Source organism: Streptomyces sp. A01 (assembly GCF_059026195.1).
Window position 1 is genome coordinate 75,287 of the sequence record NZ_JBWLKN010000017.1, and the last position, 14,017, is coordinate 89,303.

At 69.7% G+C, this 14,017-nt stretch carries 16 protein-coding genes; 7 read left to right on the forward strand and 9 right to left on the reverse strand.

All coding sequences use genetic code 11. From position 1 onward, the window contains the following. Positions 1-144: 144 nt before the first annotated feature. Both AC5P1B_RS22950 and AC5P1B_RS22955 read left to right on the forward strand, forming a co-directional pair. Positions 145-855 carry a TetR/AcrR family transcriptional regulator gene (locus AC5P1B_RS22950; protein ID WP_493889299.1) on the forward strand — a complete coding sequence of 237 codons (711 nt, stop codon included), beginning with the start codon at positions 145-147 and terminating at the stop codon, positions 853-855. A gap of 469 nt (positions 856-1,324) precedes the next feature. Continuing rightward, positions 1,325-2,623, forward strand: a complete 1,299-nt coding sequence (locus tag AC5P1B_RS22955; protein ID WP_493889300.1) for a lipase family protein — start codon at positions 1,325-1,327, stop codon at positions 2,621-2,623. A gap of 49 nt (positions 2,624-2,672) precedes the next feature. Here AC5P1B_RS22955 and AC5P1B_RS22960 read toward each other — a convergent pair whose 3' ends face one another. The 3 genes from AC5P1B_RS22960 to AC5P1B_RS22970 form a co-directional block, all read right to left on the reverse strand. After that, positions 2,673-3,818, reverse strand: coding sequence for a methyltransferase domain-containing protein (locus AC5P1B_RS22960; protein ID WP_493889301.1), 1,146 nt, complete (start codon positions 3,816-3,818; stop codon positions 2,673-2,675). A gap of 202 nt (positions 3,819-4,020) precedes the next feature. Then, positions 4,021-4,344 (reverse strand): DUF397 domain-containing protein, encoded by a 324-nt coding sequence (locus tag AC5P1B_RS22965; protein ID WP_493889302.1) that lies wholly within the window; start codon positions 4,342-4,344, stop codon positions 4,021-4,023. Further along, on the reverse strand, positions 4,341-5,153 hold the full coding sequence (locus AC5P1B_RS22970) for a helix-turn-helix domain-containing protein (protein ID WP_493889303.1): 813 nt from the start codon (positions 5,151-5,153) through the stop codon (positions 4,341-4,343). The genes AC5P1B_RS22965 and AC5P1B_RS22970 overlap by 4 nt, the downstream gene beginning before the upstream one ends. 114 nt (positions 5,154-5,267) lie before the next feature. Here AC5P1B_RS22970 and AC5P1B_RS22975 point away from each other — a divergent pair, with 114 nt between their 5' ends. Next, positions 5,268-5,699 carry an ATP-binding protein gene (locus AC5P1B_RS22975; protein WP_493889304.1) on the forward strand — a complete coding sequence of 144 codons (432 nt, stop codon included), beginning with the start codon at positions 5,268-5,270 and terminating at the stop codon, positions 5,697-5,699. Here the strand turns inward: AC5P1B_RS22975 and icmA are convergent. The 5 genes from icmA to AC5P1B_RS23000 all read right to left on the reverse strand — a co-directional run bounded on the left by icmA (position 5,696) and on the right by AC5P1B_RS23000 (position 9,618). Beyond that, on the reverse strand, positions 5,696-7,396 hold the full coding sequence (gene icmA / locus AC5P1B_RS22980) for a coenzyme B12-dependent isobutyryl-CoA mutase large subunit (RefSeq protein ID WP_493889305.1): 1,701 nt from the start codon (positions 7,394-7,396) through the stop codon (positions 5,696-5,698). The genes AC5P1B_RS22975 and icmA overlap by 4 nt on opposite strands. A gap of 194 nt (positions 7,397-7,590) precedes the next feature. Then, positions 7,591-7,923: a DUF3817 domain-containing protein gene (locus AC5P1B_RS22985; protein WP_493889306.1), complete on the reverse strand. Its 333-nt coding sequence runs from the start codon at positions 7,921-7,923 to the stop codon at positions 7,591-7,593. Positions 7,924-8,082: 159 nt separating this feature from the next. Then, positions 8,083-8,622 (reverse strand): MarR family winged helix-turn-helix transcriptional regulator, encoded by a 540-nt coding sequence (locus tag AC5P1B_RS22990; protein ID WP_493889307.1) that lies wholly within the window; start codon positions 8,620-8,622, stop codon positions 8,083-8,085. A 328-nt stretch (positions 8,623-8,950) separates the two neighbouring features. Further along, a complete protein-coding gene (locus AC5P1B_RS22995) occupies positions 8,951-9,277 on the reverse strand; it encodes an MTH1187 family thiamine-binding protein (RefSeq protein WP_493889308.1) in 327 nt (108 codons plus the stop codon). Further along, on the reverse strand, positions 9,274-9,618 hold the full coding sequence (locus AC5P1B_RS23000) for a DUF3817 domain-containing protein (RefSeq protein ID WP_493889309.1): 345 nt from the start codon (positions 9,616-9,618) through the stop codon (positions 9,274-9,276). The genes AC5P1B_RS22995 and AC5P1B_RS23000 overlap by 4 nt, the downstream gene beginning before the upstream one ends. A gap of 159 nt (positions 9,619-9,777) precedes the next feature. On the opposite strand from AC5P1B_RS23000, the gene AC5P1B_RS23005 reads away from it, so the two are divergent. The 4 genes from AC5P1B_RS23005 to AC5P1B_RS23020 all read left to right on the forward strand — a co-directional run bounded on the left by AC5P1B_RS23005 (position 9,778) and on the right by AC5P1B_RS23020 (position 12,340). Next, the gene (locus AC5P1B_RS23005; RefSeq protein WP_493889310.1) at positions 9,778-10,416 is read left to right on the forward strand and encodes an AIM24 family protein; all 639 of its coding nucleotides are present in this window, start codon (positions 9,778-9,780) and stop codon (positions 10,414-10,416) included. Beyond that, the gene (locus tag AC5P1B_RS23010) at positions 10,416-11,081 is read left to right on the forward strand and encodes an AIM24 family protein (protein ID WP_493889312.1); all 666 of its coding nucleotides are present in this window, start codon (positions 10,416-10,418) and stop codon (positions 11,079-11,081) included. Before AC5P1B_RS23005 ends, AC5P1B_RS23010 begins: the two co-directional genes overlap by 1 nt. Continuing rightward, complete coding sequence (locus AC5P1B_RS23015) at positions 11,078-11,776, forward strand: AIM24 family protein (protein ID WP_493889314.1); 699 nt, start codon at positions 11,078-11,080, stop codon at positions 11,774-11,776. Before AC5P1B_RS23010 ends, AC5P1B_RS23015 begins: the two co-directional genes overlap by 4 nt. Positions 11,777-11,863: 87 nt before the next feature. After that, complete coding sequence (locus AC5P1B_RS23020; RefSeq protein ID WP_493889315.1) at positions 11,864-12,340, forward strand: MarR family winged helix-turn-helix transcriptional regulator; 477 nt, start codon at positions 11,864-11,866, stop codon at positions 12,338-12,340. Between the two features lie 254 nt (positions 12,341-12,594). Here the strand turns inward: AC5P1B_RS23020 and AC5P1B_RS23025 are convergent, their stop codons facing one another. Then, entirely contained in the window at positions 12,595-14,016 is a 1,422-nt protein-coding gene (locus tag AC5P1B_RS23025; RefSeq protein WP_493889316.1) for a sensor histidine kinase, read from the reverse strand. Position 14,017 lies beyond the last annotated feature (1 nt).

Below are 14,017 nucleotides of genomic sequence, written 5' to 3' on the forward strand. Positions count from 1 at the left end.
CGCCAAAGTCCGTGGCTGTGGCTGCCGCTCTTTCGCTACGAGTCGTAGCGTAACTGCATCCACCCCTCCCCCGACAAGCCGATCTCCCGATACCGTTCGTGATCTCGCTCACGAGCGTCCGCGCCGGGGAGGTTACTCGGGGGTATGGTCGCCCGCATGCCGTGCCCCTCGCATCATCTCCGCACCGGACGCACCGGCCGCCCGCGCAGTGCGGAGGCCGACCGCGCCATCCTCGACGCCACCCGCGCCGCGCTGGTCCAGCTCGGCTGGGGAAAGCTGACGATGAGCGATGTGGCGGCCCGCGCCGGGGTCGCAAAGACCACCCTCTACCGCCGCTGGGCGGGCAAGAACGAGCTGGTCGTGGACGCCGTGGCCGACCTCTTCGACGAGCATCTCGAACTGCCGGACCTGGGCAGCCTCTACGCCGACGTGGAGGGCGTGGTGCTTCAGTTCGCCGCGTTGCTTGAGCGTCCGGAGACCAAGACGGCGCTGATGGCCGTGGTCGCCGAGTCCACCCGCGACGACGCCCTGCGCGACCGCATTCGCTCCGCGATCGTCGACCGGCAGAAGCGGCTGGTGCTCCTCGGCAGGGCACGCGCGCAGGAGCGGGGCGAACTGCCGCACGACGACGACCCGGCGACGGCGGCGGGCCAGGTCGACCTGATCTTCGACCTGATCGCGGGCACGGTCGTGCACCGCGCTCTGGTCAGCGGCGAACCCGTGGACGCCGAGTGGGCGGCGACGTTCAGCACGCTGGTGGTGACGGGCATTCAGGCCACCCTCGGCAACCGGCAGACCCCGCTCGCCGGCCCGGCGGACGACCCGGCGGACGACCCGGCGAGCGAACCGGCGTGACGAGCCGACGTGACCAACCGGCGTGACGAGCCCGGTGGTTGCGCGTACACGGCGGTGCGCACGGTGACGTACGGCAGCCGCAGCGGGTACGCCCGGGCGCGCTGGGGGTCACTGAGCGTACAGACCGTCCCCGGGGCGTACGGGTCCACGGGGGATACGCAGGGTCACATCCGTGTAGTGGCCATGGTGTACGTAAATACACCCTGATCCAGGGGGTAGCACTATGTCGCGGCGCGGAGCGGCCCCACGAAGATCAACTCATGACCACTCCTCCAGATCCCGTACGGCCCGTCACCTCCCCAGCGCCCGCCCTCCGGGCGCGCCGGGCCACCACCGCCGTCGCTCCTCGCCGCCCAGCCGCCAGCGCTGGCGCCCGCGCTGCGACAGGGCTCCGGAGGCGCGGGGTCCGCCCGCGCCTCCGGGGGATTGCCCCATTCCGTCAGGAGGGCTCTCGGGCGAAGATCCCTTCATGAACCGACACGACATACGGCCCGCCCGCGCGGCAGCACTCAGCCACGGCCGCAAGGGCGCCACCGCCACCGCCATCGCCGTACTCGCCACCGCCCTGTGCGCGACCCCCGCACTCGCCGGCCCCGCCTTACCCGACACCGCGACGCGGCAGGAGGCACCAGCCCCCACCGTCACCCGCACCAGCGACGCCCGGGGCACCCTGCTGTCGGTCACCCCGCTGAAGCGCCTGACCCGCGACGAGCTGGCCGCGTTCCTCGCCGAGAACGAGGTGGACGCCTCGGCCGCGCGGTACGGAATCAGCCTCCACCGGCTGACCTACGCCACCATCACCCCGACCGGAAAGCCCACCACCGCGTCCACGCTCCTCGCCCTGCCCGGCAACGGCAGGAAGCGACTCACCACCGTCACCGAACTCCACGGCACCACCGTCTACCGGGGCGACGCCCCCTCCACCGGGCACTCCCTCGCCCTCCTGGGCACATTCCTGTACGCCTCCGGCGGCCGGGCCGTCGTCGCCCCCGACTACCTGGGACTCGGCACAGGCCCCGGCACCCACCCCTTCATCGACAACGCGTCCTCGGTCTCCGCCTCCCTGGACGCGCTGCGCGCCGCCCGTACGGCCACCGCCCGGCAGGGCCGGAAGCTGACCGGCGACCTCTACGTCACCGGCTTCTCCCAGGGCGGCCAGGTCGCCATGGCACTGGCCCACGCACTGAGCCGGGGAGCCGACCCCCACTTCCGGCTGCGGGCACTCGCGCCCGTCAGCGGCCCGTACGACATCGCGGGCGAGGAGACGCCCGGGATGTACGACGGCCGCGTCAACGAGGCTTCGGCGGCCCTGTACATGACGTACTTCCTCACCGCCCAGAACAAGCTGCACCCGCTCTACAAGGACCCCCGCGACGTCTTCCGCCAGCCGTACGCGGACCGTGTGGAGCGGCTCTTTGACAGCGAGCACACGGAGGAAGAGGTCATGCAGGGCCTGGCGCCCAGCCTCAAGGAACTGCTGACGGCCAAGTGGTACAAGCACCTCCAGCACCCGACCGGGACCCTCGCCGAGGTCATCGCACGCAACGACCGCGTCTGCGAGTGGAAGCCCAGGGTCCCGCTCCTGCTGCACACCGCCACAGGCGACCGTGACGTGCCGATCGGCAACACCACCTCATGCGTCAAGTCGCTGGCCAAGCGCGGCGTCCACCCAAGGGTGATCAACCACGGCGACGTCGACCACCTGGGCGGCTACCGCAAGGCCGTCTCCGACAACGCCCGCTGGTTCGCGGACCTCAGCCGCCGGTAGCGCTTGGGCAGCCCGCGCTGCGGTAGCGGCCCCGCCTGGCGGGCTGGTTTCAGCCCGCCAGGCTGCCGGGCACGGGGTGGCCCGGGTCGCCGAGCCAGGTGCTCTGGCCTTCCTTGGTCACCGTCAGGCCGAAGTCGAACAACGAGGGACGGCCCGCCTCCCGCCACCAGTCGGCCGCGGCGGCCGTCTCATCGAAGAGATCGCGCGGCCCCCACTGGTAGACACTGCCGTCGCCATCCGCGTACGCCCACGAGTCAGGGCCGCACCACCAGTGGCCGTCGCCTTGCGGCCAGTGGGCCACGCCGGGCAGGCGCAGGCCGATGGCGAACGCCGCATGTGGGTCGGCCAGCATCGAGACCAGTTCCGTGAGTTCCCGACTGGTCTCGCGGGCCGCCTCCCACGTCTGGTCGGTGAACAGGTCGCCGATCGGGGATCGGGGACGCTGTCCGCGCACGGTCATGAACGTCATCGCACCGGCGAAGTGGCCGGACGCCTGACCGTCGTTGACCGTAAGGCGAGCCAGGCCGTGGTTGCAGAACGCGGTCCGGTACGGGGTGACGATCACCCCACCCGGCCTGGTCTGCTCAACCCAGGCGTAGGGGACGGCGAGCACCGCAGCGGTGGACAACACCCGGTCATACGGCGCGCGAGGAGCATGCCCGTACTCACCGTCCCCGCACACGACGGTGAGGTCTCCGTACCCGGCGGCCGCCAAGGCGCTACGGGCTTGCCCGCACACCACCGGGTCGAGCTCCACCGTGGTCACACGGTCCACCCCGACGCGTTCGGCGACGAGAGCGGCGTTGTAACCGGTGCCCGTGCCGATCTCCAGCACGTCCTCACCGGGCTGCGGGTCAGTCTCGGTAAGCATCGTGAACACGGCATTGAGGGCGCTGATCGAGCTGGTGGGCAGAGAACCGATGCCGTCGGCGGGGGCACGGCCGTCATCGACCTGCGTGACCAATGCCTCGCGTGGGTCATACACCAGCGCCGCCCACCGCGACGGGTCCTCGTCCCGCGCGAAAGTCCGGTAGCCGCCGTCGTCCTCGGCCCAGACCACCTCGGGCACGAACAGATGCCGGGGCAAAGCCAGAAAGGCACCGCGCATCCACGGCCGTCCGAACGCACCAAGACCGCCGAGCGTGTCGGCGGCCTGGTCACGCAGCACGTCAAAATCCACGGCCCGGTCGGTCACTTGGGCTTCCGGTGATCCCCGCCACCAGGTTTGGAGACATCCGGGTGCTGGCCGTCCTTGTCCCGGGGCGAAGGCTCTTGCGGTGTCGGATTCGGGCTGGGCTTGTCACCGTGACGCGCCATCCAGTCCCCCTCGGTCTCGCGGCATACGTGCTCTCCCGGACCAGTGTGGGCGAAGGAGCCCAATCCCGACAGAGCGCCTGTCAGCTGCCCCCGACCGGCTGGTGCGCCGCGAATGCGAGGAAGGCGGCCCACTCACCGGAAGCGAAGGTGAGTGTGCCGCCTTCCGGGTCCTTGGAGTCCCGGACGTGGATGGTGGTGGGGGCGGCGGACACCTCGACGCAATCGCCGCCGTCGCCCGCGCTGTGGCTGCTCTTACGCCAGTCGGCGCTGACCTCTACGCACTGGCCGCCATTGCCCGCGCTGTAGCTGCTCTTGCGCCAGTCGATGGCGACCTCTACGCACTCGCCGCCGTTTCCCGTGCTGTAGCTGCTCTTAAACCAGACCAGTTCAGAACCGACGCTCATGTCTCTCCCAGCAACTTCTCGATGAAGGCCGATGACTCGCGCGGCGTGAGAGCCTGCGCTCGCATAATTCCGTACGCCGCCTCAAGCTCCCGGACTTTGCTCCGCTTAGTGTGGACGTGGCTTTCGCCTTGTACTTCCACGTACGCCATCCTCTGCCCTGCCCGTGATTCCACCAAGCTGAACGGCCCGTCCAGACCGGCGTGGTCCTCTACGTCCATAGGCATGACCTGAATTTCCACCGTCCGCTTCTGACCGATCAGGAGAATCTGCTCCAACTGACCTCGCAGCACCGCTCTTCCGCCAAGAGCACGACGCAGTACCGCCTCCTCAATGACGAAGCTCACCAGAGGTGTGGGCTTCTGTTCGTAGATCTCCTGGCGTGCAAGCCTCGCCGCGATGCGCTGCTTAATCGTCTCCTCGTCCAGCAGGGGTCGCCGCATGCTGAAGACCGCCCGGGCATACTCCTCCGTCTGCGTCAGACCTGGCGCAGCTCGGGTGGCGTACATGTGAAGTTCGACCGCTTCGCCCTCCAGCTTGGCGAAATCGCGGAAGAACGCCGGGTACCGCGCGCGCCCGACCTCCTCCTTAGCCGCCCGCAAGACCCCGCCCGCGCCCAGGACTTCGTCCACCACGTCGATGAACTTGGGCTGCGGGATGCGCCGCCCCAGCTCGACGGACTCCACCAGGTCCTTGCCGTAGCCGATCCGCGCGCCGAGGTCGGCCTGGCTCAGACCGGCGCGTTCGCGGAACAGTTTGAGCTGCTTTCCGAAGCACTTGAGGGGACCGCCGTCAACGTCGTCGCCCGCCATTAATCCGCCCTCCGCCGTACAGGTCCGTACAGCCACACCAAGTGCCGTACTGGACACTCTCTGTACAGACAACGTCTCTGGTCAGGCTAGACAGCGCCAGCGAATCTCATACCCATGACAGCCGAAACCCCCACCCACGAGTTCGTCATGCGCTTCACATCGACCCCACGCGGCGCACGACTTGCCAGGCGTCTCGTCTCAAATCGCCTCCACGAGTGGGGGTTTGCCTACCACTCGTCCGTCAACGAGGAGTTCACGCTCATCGCGGCGGAGCTGGTCGCCAACGCGGTGCGGCATGGCCATGTGCCCGGCAAGGACTTCCATCTGCGGCTGACGGCGTACGCGCCGCCCGTGCCGCTGCGGATCGAGGTGAGCGATACCCGTACGGAGACGGGTCCCGAGCCCGTACGGCCCGAAGAGCCCGCGTCCGGATCGGAATCCGGGCGCGGGCTCTTGCTGGTCTCGGAGCTGGCCACGCGGTGGAGTGTCACCTCGCGTGCGCCAGGGCCGGGGAAAACGGTCTGGGCCGAGTACGAGACGGGTTAGAAGCCGGGGGGCTCGGTCCAGCCGCCCCACTCGTCGCGCAGGATGCCGCAGATCTCGCCGAGCGTCGCCTCCGCCCGTACGGCCGTGAGCATGGGCTCGATCATGTTGGAGCCGTCGCGGGCGGCGGCGAGCATCGCGTCCAGGGAGGCGCGGACGGCCGCGTCGTCGCGGGCGGCCTTGCGGGCGGCCAGGACCCGGACCTGCTCGCGCTCGACCTCGTGGCTGACGCGCAGGATCTCCAGGTCGCCGGTGACTGAGCCGTGGGCGCAGTTGACGCCGACGACCTTCTTCTCCCCCTTCTCCAGCGCCTGCTGGTACTGGAAGGCGGACTCGGCGATCTCGCCGGTGAACCAGCCGTCCTCGATGCCGCGCAGGATGCCGGAGGTGATCGGGCCGATCGGGTGCTGGCCGTCGGGGACCGCCCGGCGGCCGCGCTCCTTGATCTGGTCGAAGATCTTCTCGGCCTCGGCCTCGATGCGGTCGGTGAGCGCTTCGACGTACCAGGAGCCGCCGAGCGGGTCGGCGACGTTGGCGACGCCGGTCTCCTCCATGAGCACCTGCTGTGTGCGCAGCGCGATCTCGGCGGCCTGCTCGCTGGGGAGGGCGAGGGTCTCGTCGAGGGCGTTGGTGTGCAGGGAGTTGGTCCCGCCGAGGACGGCGGACAGGGCCTCGACCGCGGTGCGTACGACGTTGTTGTAGGGCTGCTGGGCGGTGAGCGAGACGCCTGCCGTCTGGGTGTGGAACCGCAGCCACTGGGCCTTGTCGGACTGCGCTCCGTAGACGTCGCGCATCCAGCGGGCCCAGATGCGGCGGGCCGCGCGGAACTTGGCGATCTCCTCGAAGAAGTCGAGGTGGGCGTCGAAGAAGAAGGAGAGGCCGGGCGCGAAGGTGTCCACGTCGAGGCCGCGCGAGAGGCCCAGCTCGACGTAGCCGAAGCCGTCGGCGAGGGTGTACGCCAGCTCCTGCGCGGCCGTGGCTCCGGCCTCGCGGATGTGGTAGCCGGAGACGGAGAGCGGCTTGTACGCGGGGATGCCGCTCGCGCAGTGCTCCATCAGGTCGCCGATCAGGCGCAGGTGCGGCTCCGGCTGGAAGAGCCATTCCTTCTGCGCGATGTACTCCTTGAAGATGTCCGTCTGGAGGGTGCCGTTGAGGACGGCGGGGTCGACGCCCTGGCGTTCGGCGGCGACGAGGTACATGCAGAAGACGGGCACGGCGGGGCCGCTGATCGTCATGGAGGTGGTGACGTCGGCGAGGGGGATGTCCTGGAACAGGATCTCCATGTCGGCCGCCGAGTCGATGGCCACGCCGCAGTGGCCGACCTCGCCGAGTGAGCGCTCCTCGTCGGAGTCGCGGCCCATCAGGGTCGGCATGTCGAAGGCGACGGAGAGGCCGCCGCCGCCCGCCGCGAGGATCATCTTGTAGCGCTCGTTGGTCTGCTGGGCGTTGCCGAACCCGGCGAACTGGCGGATGGTCCAGGTCCGGCCCCGGTAGCCGGTCGCGTGCAGGCCACGGGTGTAGGGGTACTCACCGGGCCAGCCGATCCGCTCGAAGCCCTCGACGGTGTCGCCCGGAGCTGGGCCGTAGACCGGCTCGACGGGATCTCCGGAGAGCGTGGTGAAGTCAGCGTCACGCTTGCGTGCCGCGTCGAAACGGGCCTGCCAGCGACGGCGGCCTTCCTCAATGCCTTCGGCGTCCATGGGGCAAATTTACTTGGACGTCCTACTAATTGTCGATGGCTGGCCGAGTCGCGTCGCTCACTAGGCCGATTTCCGGGCGGTTACCGGCGTACGGAAAGACTTTCGCCCCGGCCCTGACAGGGCACGGGGCGAGGGGAGCGGAGCGGGACAGAGCGGGGCGTGTGGCGCTCGCCGTGGCGGACCGGACTGGCGTACTACGCCTGGGCGGGCTCCGCCTCGGTGGCGGCGATCAGCGGCTCGATCTCCTGGACGACCTTGCGCTCCACGAAGAAGGCGGCGGTCGGGATGGTCCCGGAGACCAGCACCCACAGCAGCTTGCCGAACGGCCACCTGGCCTTCTGGCCCAGGTCGAAGGCGAAGACCAGGTAGATCATGAACAGCACGCCGTGGACCTGCGAGATCACCAGGGTGAGGTCGGCGCCCTTGTCGAAGCCGTACTTGAAGATCATGGAGGTGCACAGCACGAGCAGCATCACGGCGGTGATGTAGGCCATTACCCGGTAGCGGGTCAACACGCTTCGCTTCATACCACGAGCGTATCCGCCCCATCCGGGGCGATCTTCCCCGCCCCTTCGCTCCCCCGCCCGTAGGACAAAACCGGCCAAGACAGACCAGCCTCGCCGGTCACTGGCCCTCGCGGGTCGCCGGCCCTCGCGGATCACCAGTCATCGCCGGTCGGCCCGTGCTTACCGGTCGGCCGGCTCCTGCGGCGCGCCCGCCGTGCCGTCGAAGTCGGCGGCCGCCACCCGCAGGGGCCGCAGCAGGGTGAAGATCTCCGCGCACTCCTCCGCGTCGTATACGCCGAGCCCGAAATCCATCTCCATCAGGTCCTTCGTGGCGGCTTCCACGACCTCGCGCCCCTTTCCGGTGATCGAGGCGAGCGTGCCCCGGCCGTCGTTGGGGTTGGGGCGCTTGTCGACCAGGCCGGACTTGACGAGCCGGTCCACGGTGTTGGTGACGGAGGTCGGGTGCACCATCAGCCGCTCGCCTATCTTCGACATCGGCAGCTCACCGGCCTTGCTGAAGGTGAGCAGGACCAGTGCCTCGTAGCGGGCGAAGGTCAGCCCGTACGGCTTGACCACCGCGTCGACCTGCCCGAGCAGGATCTGCTGGGCGCGCATGATCGAGGTGATGGCTGCCATCGACGGCACGGAGCCCCAGCGCTGCTGCCAGAGTTCGTCGGCCCGGGCGATGGGATCGAAGGGAAGACTGAGCGGTTTGGCCACGCCATCGACCCTACCGGCCAGTCATATGCTGGTCAGCCCCGTCTCAGACTTCGGGCCCCTGCTTCCGTCCCGCACCCCCGGCCGGGGTGGGCGGACAGAGCGCCGCCGCAGCGGGGGCCGCAGGGGTAGGGTTCTGGACGCTTACGTGTATTTGTGGCGCAACAAGAGGCCAACCATACAAAAGGGGCTAAGGCGCCGTAAATATACGGTCCAGGACCCTGCCCCGGAGGACCCCAGCCCCCGACCTGAGACCCCGCCCCTGGTTCCAGACCACGGCCGGCGGCCACAGCCGGCGACCACAGCCAGCGGCCACCGCCTTGCCCCGTCCTCAGGCGCTGGACGGGCTCGACGCCGACGGGCTCGACGGCGACAGGTGGCGTTCGACCGTGTCCACCTTCGTCGTGAGGCCGTCCTCGACGCCGGGGCGGATGTCCGCCTTCAGCACGACGCTCACCCGGGGCGCACGCGCCTCCACCACCGCGACGGCGCGCTTGACGACGTCCATGATCTCGTCCCACTCGCCCTCGATGGACGTGAACATGGCGTCCGTACGGTTCGGCAGTCCGGACTCGCGCACAATCCGCACGGCGTCGGCGACGTACTCACCGACGTCCTCGCCGACGCCGAGCGGGGTGACGGAGAAGGCGACGATCACGCGCCGACAACCTTTTCCTTGCGGGCACGGGCGGCGATCACACTGGCCTCGGCCTCCCGCTTGAGCTTGCGATCGGCGATGAAGCCCCCGGTGGGCACGACCGACATCGCGAGGTAGAACCCGGCGGTGCCCAGCGACCACTTGGTGCGGTTCCAGGCGTCGGCCCAGAAGAGCACGTACACCACGAACAGCAGGCCGTGCACCATGCCCATGACGGGCACCGCGTTGAAGTCGGTGGTGCGCTTGAGGACCGAGCAGGTGATCAGGATCAGGAAGGAAACGGCCTCCGGAGCGGAGACCAGGCGGAGCCGGCGCAGGGCGGAGGCGGTCTTGATGTCCACGGGGGCACCTTCGGCTGGGAGGGCGGGGGCGGGCACACCTTGTGCCTGCCTTCACAAGCTTTCCCATTGTGGCAGTTCCGCCGACGATCTCCACCGCCGGGTCGGGCGCGTGCCACCGATGCCTGTGCGGGGCCGGTTGCGACCGATAGCGTCACATACGTGGCTCAGTTTCGGCTCCATGGGAGCAAGGTCCTCGCTGTCGACATGACCGGCGACTCCATCAAGGCCAAGAACGGCTCGATGGTCGCGTACGACGGGGAGATGACCTTCAAGAAGAAGACCGGTGGCGGAGAGGGTCTGCGGGGGATGGTCACCCGGCGGCTCACGGGCGAACAGATGGAGGTCATGGAGGTCAAGGGACACGGCACCTGCTATTTCGCCGACCGGGCCAGTGAGATCAACCTGGTCACGCTGCACGGCGACAAGCTGTACGTGGAGTCCAGCAATCTGCTCTGCACGGACGACGCGCTGCGCACGGGGACGACGTTCACCGGGCTGCGCGGCGCCTCGCAGGGCAACGGCCTGTTCACCACGACCGTCGAGGGCACCGGGCAGGCGGCGATCATGTCGGACGGCCAGGCGGTCGTGCTGCGCGTGACGCCCGACCTGCCGCTGCGGGTGGACCCGGGCGCGTACATCGCGCACACCGGCAGCCTCCAGCAGCACTTCCAGTCGGGGGTCAACTTCCGCAGCCTGATAGGCGAGGGCTCGGGCGAGGCGTTCCAGATCCGCTTCGAGGGCGACGGCCTGGTCTACGTACAGCCGAGCGAGCGCAACACGATCGGGGGCGAGACCTGATGCCGTTCACACTGCTCAACTCGCGGATGGTGCAGGCCCACGTGGCGCCAGGGCAGACGCTGTTCAGCCAGCGCGGCGCGATGCTCGCCTACACCGGCGAGGTCAGCTTCACGCCCAGCATCACCGGTGGCCAGGGCGGGGTCATGGGCATGATCGGCCGCCGGGTCGCGGGCGAGGCGACGCCGCTGATGACCGTGGAGGTCCCCGCCGGGGCGCCGGGCGGCACGGTGATGTTCGGCCACGGCGGGCACCACGTGCACGTGGTGGACCTGACCGGCGACACGCTCTATGTCGAGGCCGACCGGCTGCTCGCCTTCGACGGCACGCTGCGGCAGGGCACGATGTTCATGGGCTCGCAGGGCGGCGTGATGGGCATGGTGCGCGGCCAGATCTCCGGGCAGGGCCTGTTCACGACGACGCTGGAGGGCCACGGCTCGGTGGCGGTGATGGCACACGGCGGCGTGATCGAGCTGCCGATCACGCCAGGCCGCGACATACACGTCGACCCCCAGGCGTACGTCGCGCACCGGGGCGACGTACGCAACAAGCTGTCCACCGCGCTCGGGTGGCGCGAAATGGTCGGCAGAGGATCGGGCGAGGGCTTCCAGCTCGCCCTGTCAGGCACCGGCACGGTGTACGTGCAGGCATCGGAGGAGAAGCTGTGACCGGCCCTGTCGTCCACGACGCGCACACCCTGCCCATCGATGACAACGTCAATCCGTACGCCTTCAGCGTCGATCTCAACGGCCAGTGGTTCCTGCAGAAGGGCAAGATGATCGCCTACTACGGCGACATCGACTTCCACGGCGTGGGGCTCGGCCACCTCGACCGGCTGATCGCGGGCAGCTTCCACTCACCCCTGCACGCGGCGGACTGGGTGGTGGCCGAGGGGCGAGGGAAGATGGTTCTCGCCGACCGGGCCTTCGACGTCAATTCGTACGATCTCGATCAGGGAAATCTGACGATCAGGTCAGGCAATCTGCTGGCCTTCCAGCCCTCGCTGGCGCTGAAGCAGTCCATCGTGCCCGGGTTCCTCACGCTGATCGGCACGGGCAAGTTCGTGGCCGCTTCCAACGGCCCCGTGGTCTTCATGGAGCCGCCGGTCCGGGTGGACCCGCAAGCCCTCGTGGGCTGGGCGGACTGCCCCTCACCCTGCCATCACTACGACCACCAGTACCTGAAGGGCTTCATCGGCGGACTCCGCGCGCACACGGGCATCGGGGGCGTGTCGGGCGAGGAGCACCAGTTCGAGTTCGTGGGCGCGGGGACCGTTCTGCTCCAGTCCACCGAGATGCTGCGGGCGGAGATCGCCACGGGAGCCACCCCCCACCAGGCAGGGGTACCGGTTCGTGAGCGGTAGCGTGCGGAGTGTAACGTCGAACGCGTGACCTCAAGCCGCGTACATCCATTGGTTCGGAATTCAACTTCTTTAGGTAGAATCAATCACATGGAGACCGAAAACGGCACCAACTGGCTCAACGCAGAGGAACAGCGCGCCTGGCGCGCCCACCTGGACGTCAGTCGACTGCTGATGCATCAGCTGGAACGGGACCTGCAGCCGTTCGGCCTGACGAACAACGACTACGAGATTCTGGTGAACCTCTCGGAATCCGAGGACCACAGGATGCGGATGAGCGATCTCGCCGCCGCCACCCTGCAGTCCAAGAGCCGCCTCTCGCACCAGATCACCCGCATGGAGAACGCGGGCCTGGTCCGCCGCGAGAACTGCGAGTCGGACCGGCGCGGGCTCTACGCGGTCCTCACCGACCGCGGCTGGGAGACCATGCGCGAGGTCGCCCCGCATCATGTCGCCTCCGTGCGGCAGCACTTCATCGATCTGCTGGGCACCGAGGGCATCGACGCGCTCTACGGCTCGCTCGCCCCGGTCGCCGATCACCTGCGCACCCGTCGCGGTAACGGCTGATCCCCCGCACTGCCCGCCACCGGACGACCGTCTGGGTCCGGTGACGGCTCTCCGGTCCGGCCCCGGCTCTGCCCCGGGGCCGGTCCGGCTCCGGGGGCGGCCCACGCCCGGGCCGTGTCCGGCGGATCGTGCGGAGGGGCGAGCGGGGGAGTCCCTGCCCGTGCGTCGCGAAGTGCGGGCGCGTTGTGGCCGGTCGCGTCGTTCCCCGCGCCCCTGACGGGGCACACCACTGCCTTGCACCAGGGCTGCCGACCCTACGGCAGCGGCAGCCGTACCTCGAACAGCGCACCGCCGCCGGGGGCCGACCGTACGGTCAGAGTGCCGCCGTGCCGCGACACCACATCGCGCCCGATGGCGAGGCCGAGCCCGGCGCCGCCGTCGTCGCGGCTGCGCGCGTCGTCGAGCCGTACGAACCGTTCGAAGATCCGCTCCCGCTCCGACTCGGGTACGCCAGCGCCGTCATCGGCGACCTCCAGCACGCCCCAGCCGTCCGTCCCCCGTACGGAGACCACGATCTCGCTCTCCGCGTGCCGCTGCGCGTTGTCGACGAGGTTGCCGAGCACCCGCGCCAGCTGCCCGCGCGACCCGGCGACCTCCATCTCGGCCAGCTCGCCGGTGCGGACCGCAATCCGGTCCCCGACCCGCTGCGACAGCTCCTCACGCACCAGCACGGCCAGCGAGACCCGGCCGTCCACGGGGCGCTCCCCCGCGTCGAGCCGGGCCAGCAGCAGCAGGTCGGCCGCGAGGCGCTGCAACCGCACCACGTCCGCCACGGCGCCCTCGGTGTCCAGCAGGCCAGGATGGGCCACACCCACCTCAAGCTGCGTCCGGAGGCTGGCGATGGGGCTGCGCAACTCGTGCGAGGCGTCGGCGACGAACCGCCGCTGCCGCTCCACGGAGCTCTCCAGCGCGGCAAGGGTCTCGTTGGTGGTCACCGCCAGCCGCGCCACCTCATCCCGCGCCTGCGGCTCGGGCACCCGCCGCGTCAGGTCGGCGCTGGCGGTGATGGCCGCCATCTCGCGACGGATGCCCTCCACGGGCCGCAGCGCGCGCCGCGTGACCAGCCAGGTGACGGCGGCGACCACGGCCAGCAGCACCGGCAGCCCGATGAGCATGGCCTCCCGGACCGTGCCGACCGCCTCCCGCTCGGTGGACAGCGGAACGCCCGCGTAGACGGTCAGGGTCTCGTCCTGCGGGGTGGTCACCTCGACGGCGGCGAAGCGGTAGTGCTCCCGCTCGCCGTCGATGGTGGCGGTCCCGTCGTTGAATTTGGTGTCGTCGGACACCTCACCCTGGTCCGGCGCGTCGCCGTCCGCCTGGTCCTCGGCCGCGTCGTCGGCGTCGTCACCGTCCTCGACGGTGCCGGTAGGGCTGGCGGCCGGTGCGCGGGGCGGGGGCTTGACCTGGTCGCTGCCGGTGCCGGTGATCTTCTCCAGGTCCTCGCTGACCTTACGTACCCGGCCCTCCTCGTCCACCACCTGCACCGGCCGGTCGCTGTCCAGGTCCAGGTCGGCGCCGGTGGCCAGCTGCGTGGCGACCTCCCGCGCCGCGGACTTCGACTGGAGATCGGCCTGGTCGCGGAGGTTGCCACTGAGCACGGACAGCACCGCGAGTCCCGCGGCGACCAGCGCGACGGCGACCACGACGGTCGCCCCGAGCGCGGCCCGGGCACGCACG

Coding starts and splice junctions, on each gene's coding strand:
- AC5P1B_RS22950 (WP_493889299.1), top strand. CDS start 145: ATGGTCGCCCGCATGCCGTGCCCCTCGCATCATCTCCGCACCGGACGC.
- AC5P1B_RS22955 (WP_493889300.1), top strand. CDS start 1,325: ATGAACCGACACGACATACGGCCCGCCCGCGCGGCAGCACTCAGCCAC.
- AC5P1B_RS22965 (WP_493889302.1), bottom strand. CDS start 4,344: ATGAGCGTCGGTTCTGAACTGGTCTGGTTTAAGAGCAGCTACAGCACG.
- AC5P1B_RS22970 (WP_493889303.1), bottom strand. CDS start 5,153: ATGGCGGGCGACGACGTTGACGGCGGTCCCCTCAAGTGCTTCGGAAAG.
- AC5P1B_RS22975 (WP_493889304.1), top strand. CDS start 5,268: ATGACAGCCGAAACCCCCACCCACGAGTTCGTCATGCGCTTCACATCG.
- icmA (WP_493889305.1), bottom strand. CDS start 7,396: ATGGACGCCGAAGGCATTGAGGAAGGCCGCCGTCGCTGGCAGGCCCGT.
- AC5P1B_RS22985 (WP_493889306.1), bottom strand. CDS start 7,923: ATGAAGCGAAGCGTGTTGACCCGCTACCGGGTAATGGCCTACATCACC.
- AC5P1B_RS23010 (WP_493889312.1), top strand. CDS start 10,416: ATGCCGTTCACACTGCTCAACTCGCGGATGGTGCAGGCCCACGTGGCG.
- AC5P1B_RS23020 (WP_493889315.1), top strand. CDS start 11,864: ATGGAGACCGAAAACGGCACCAACTGGCTCAACGCAGAGGAACAGCGC.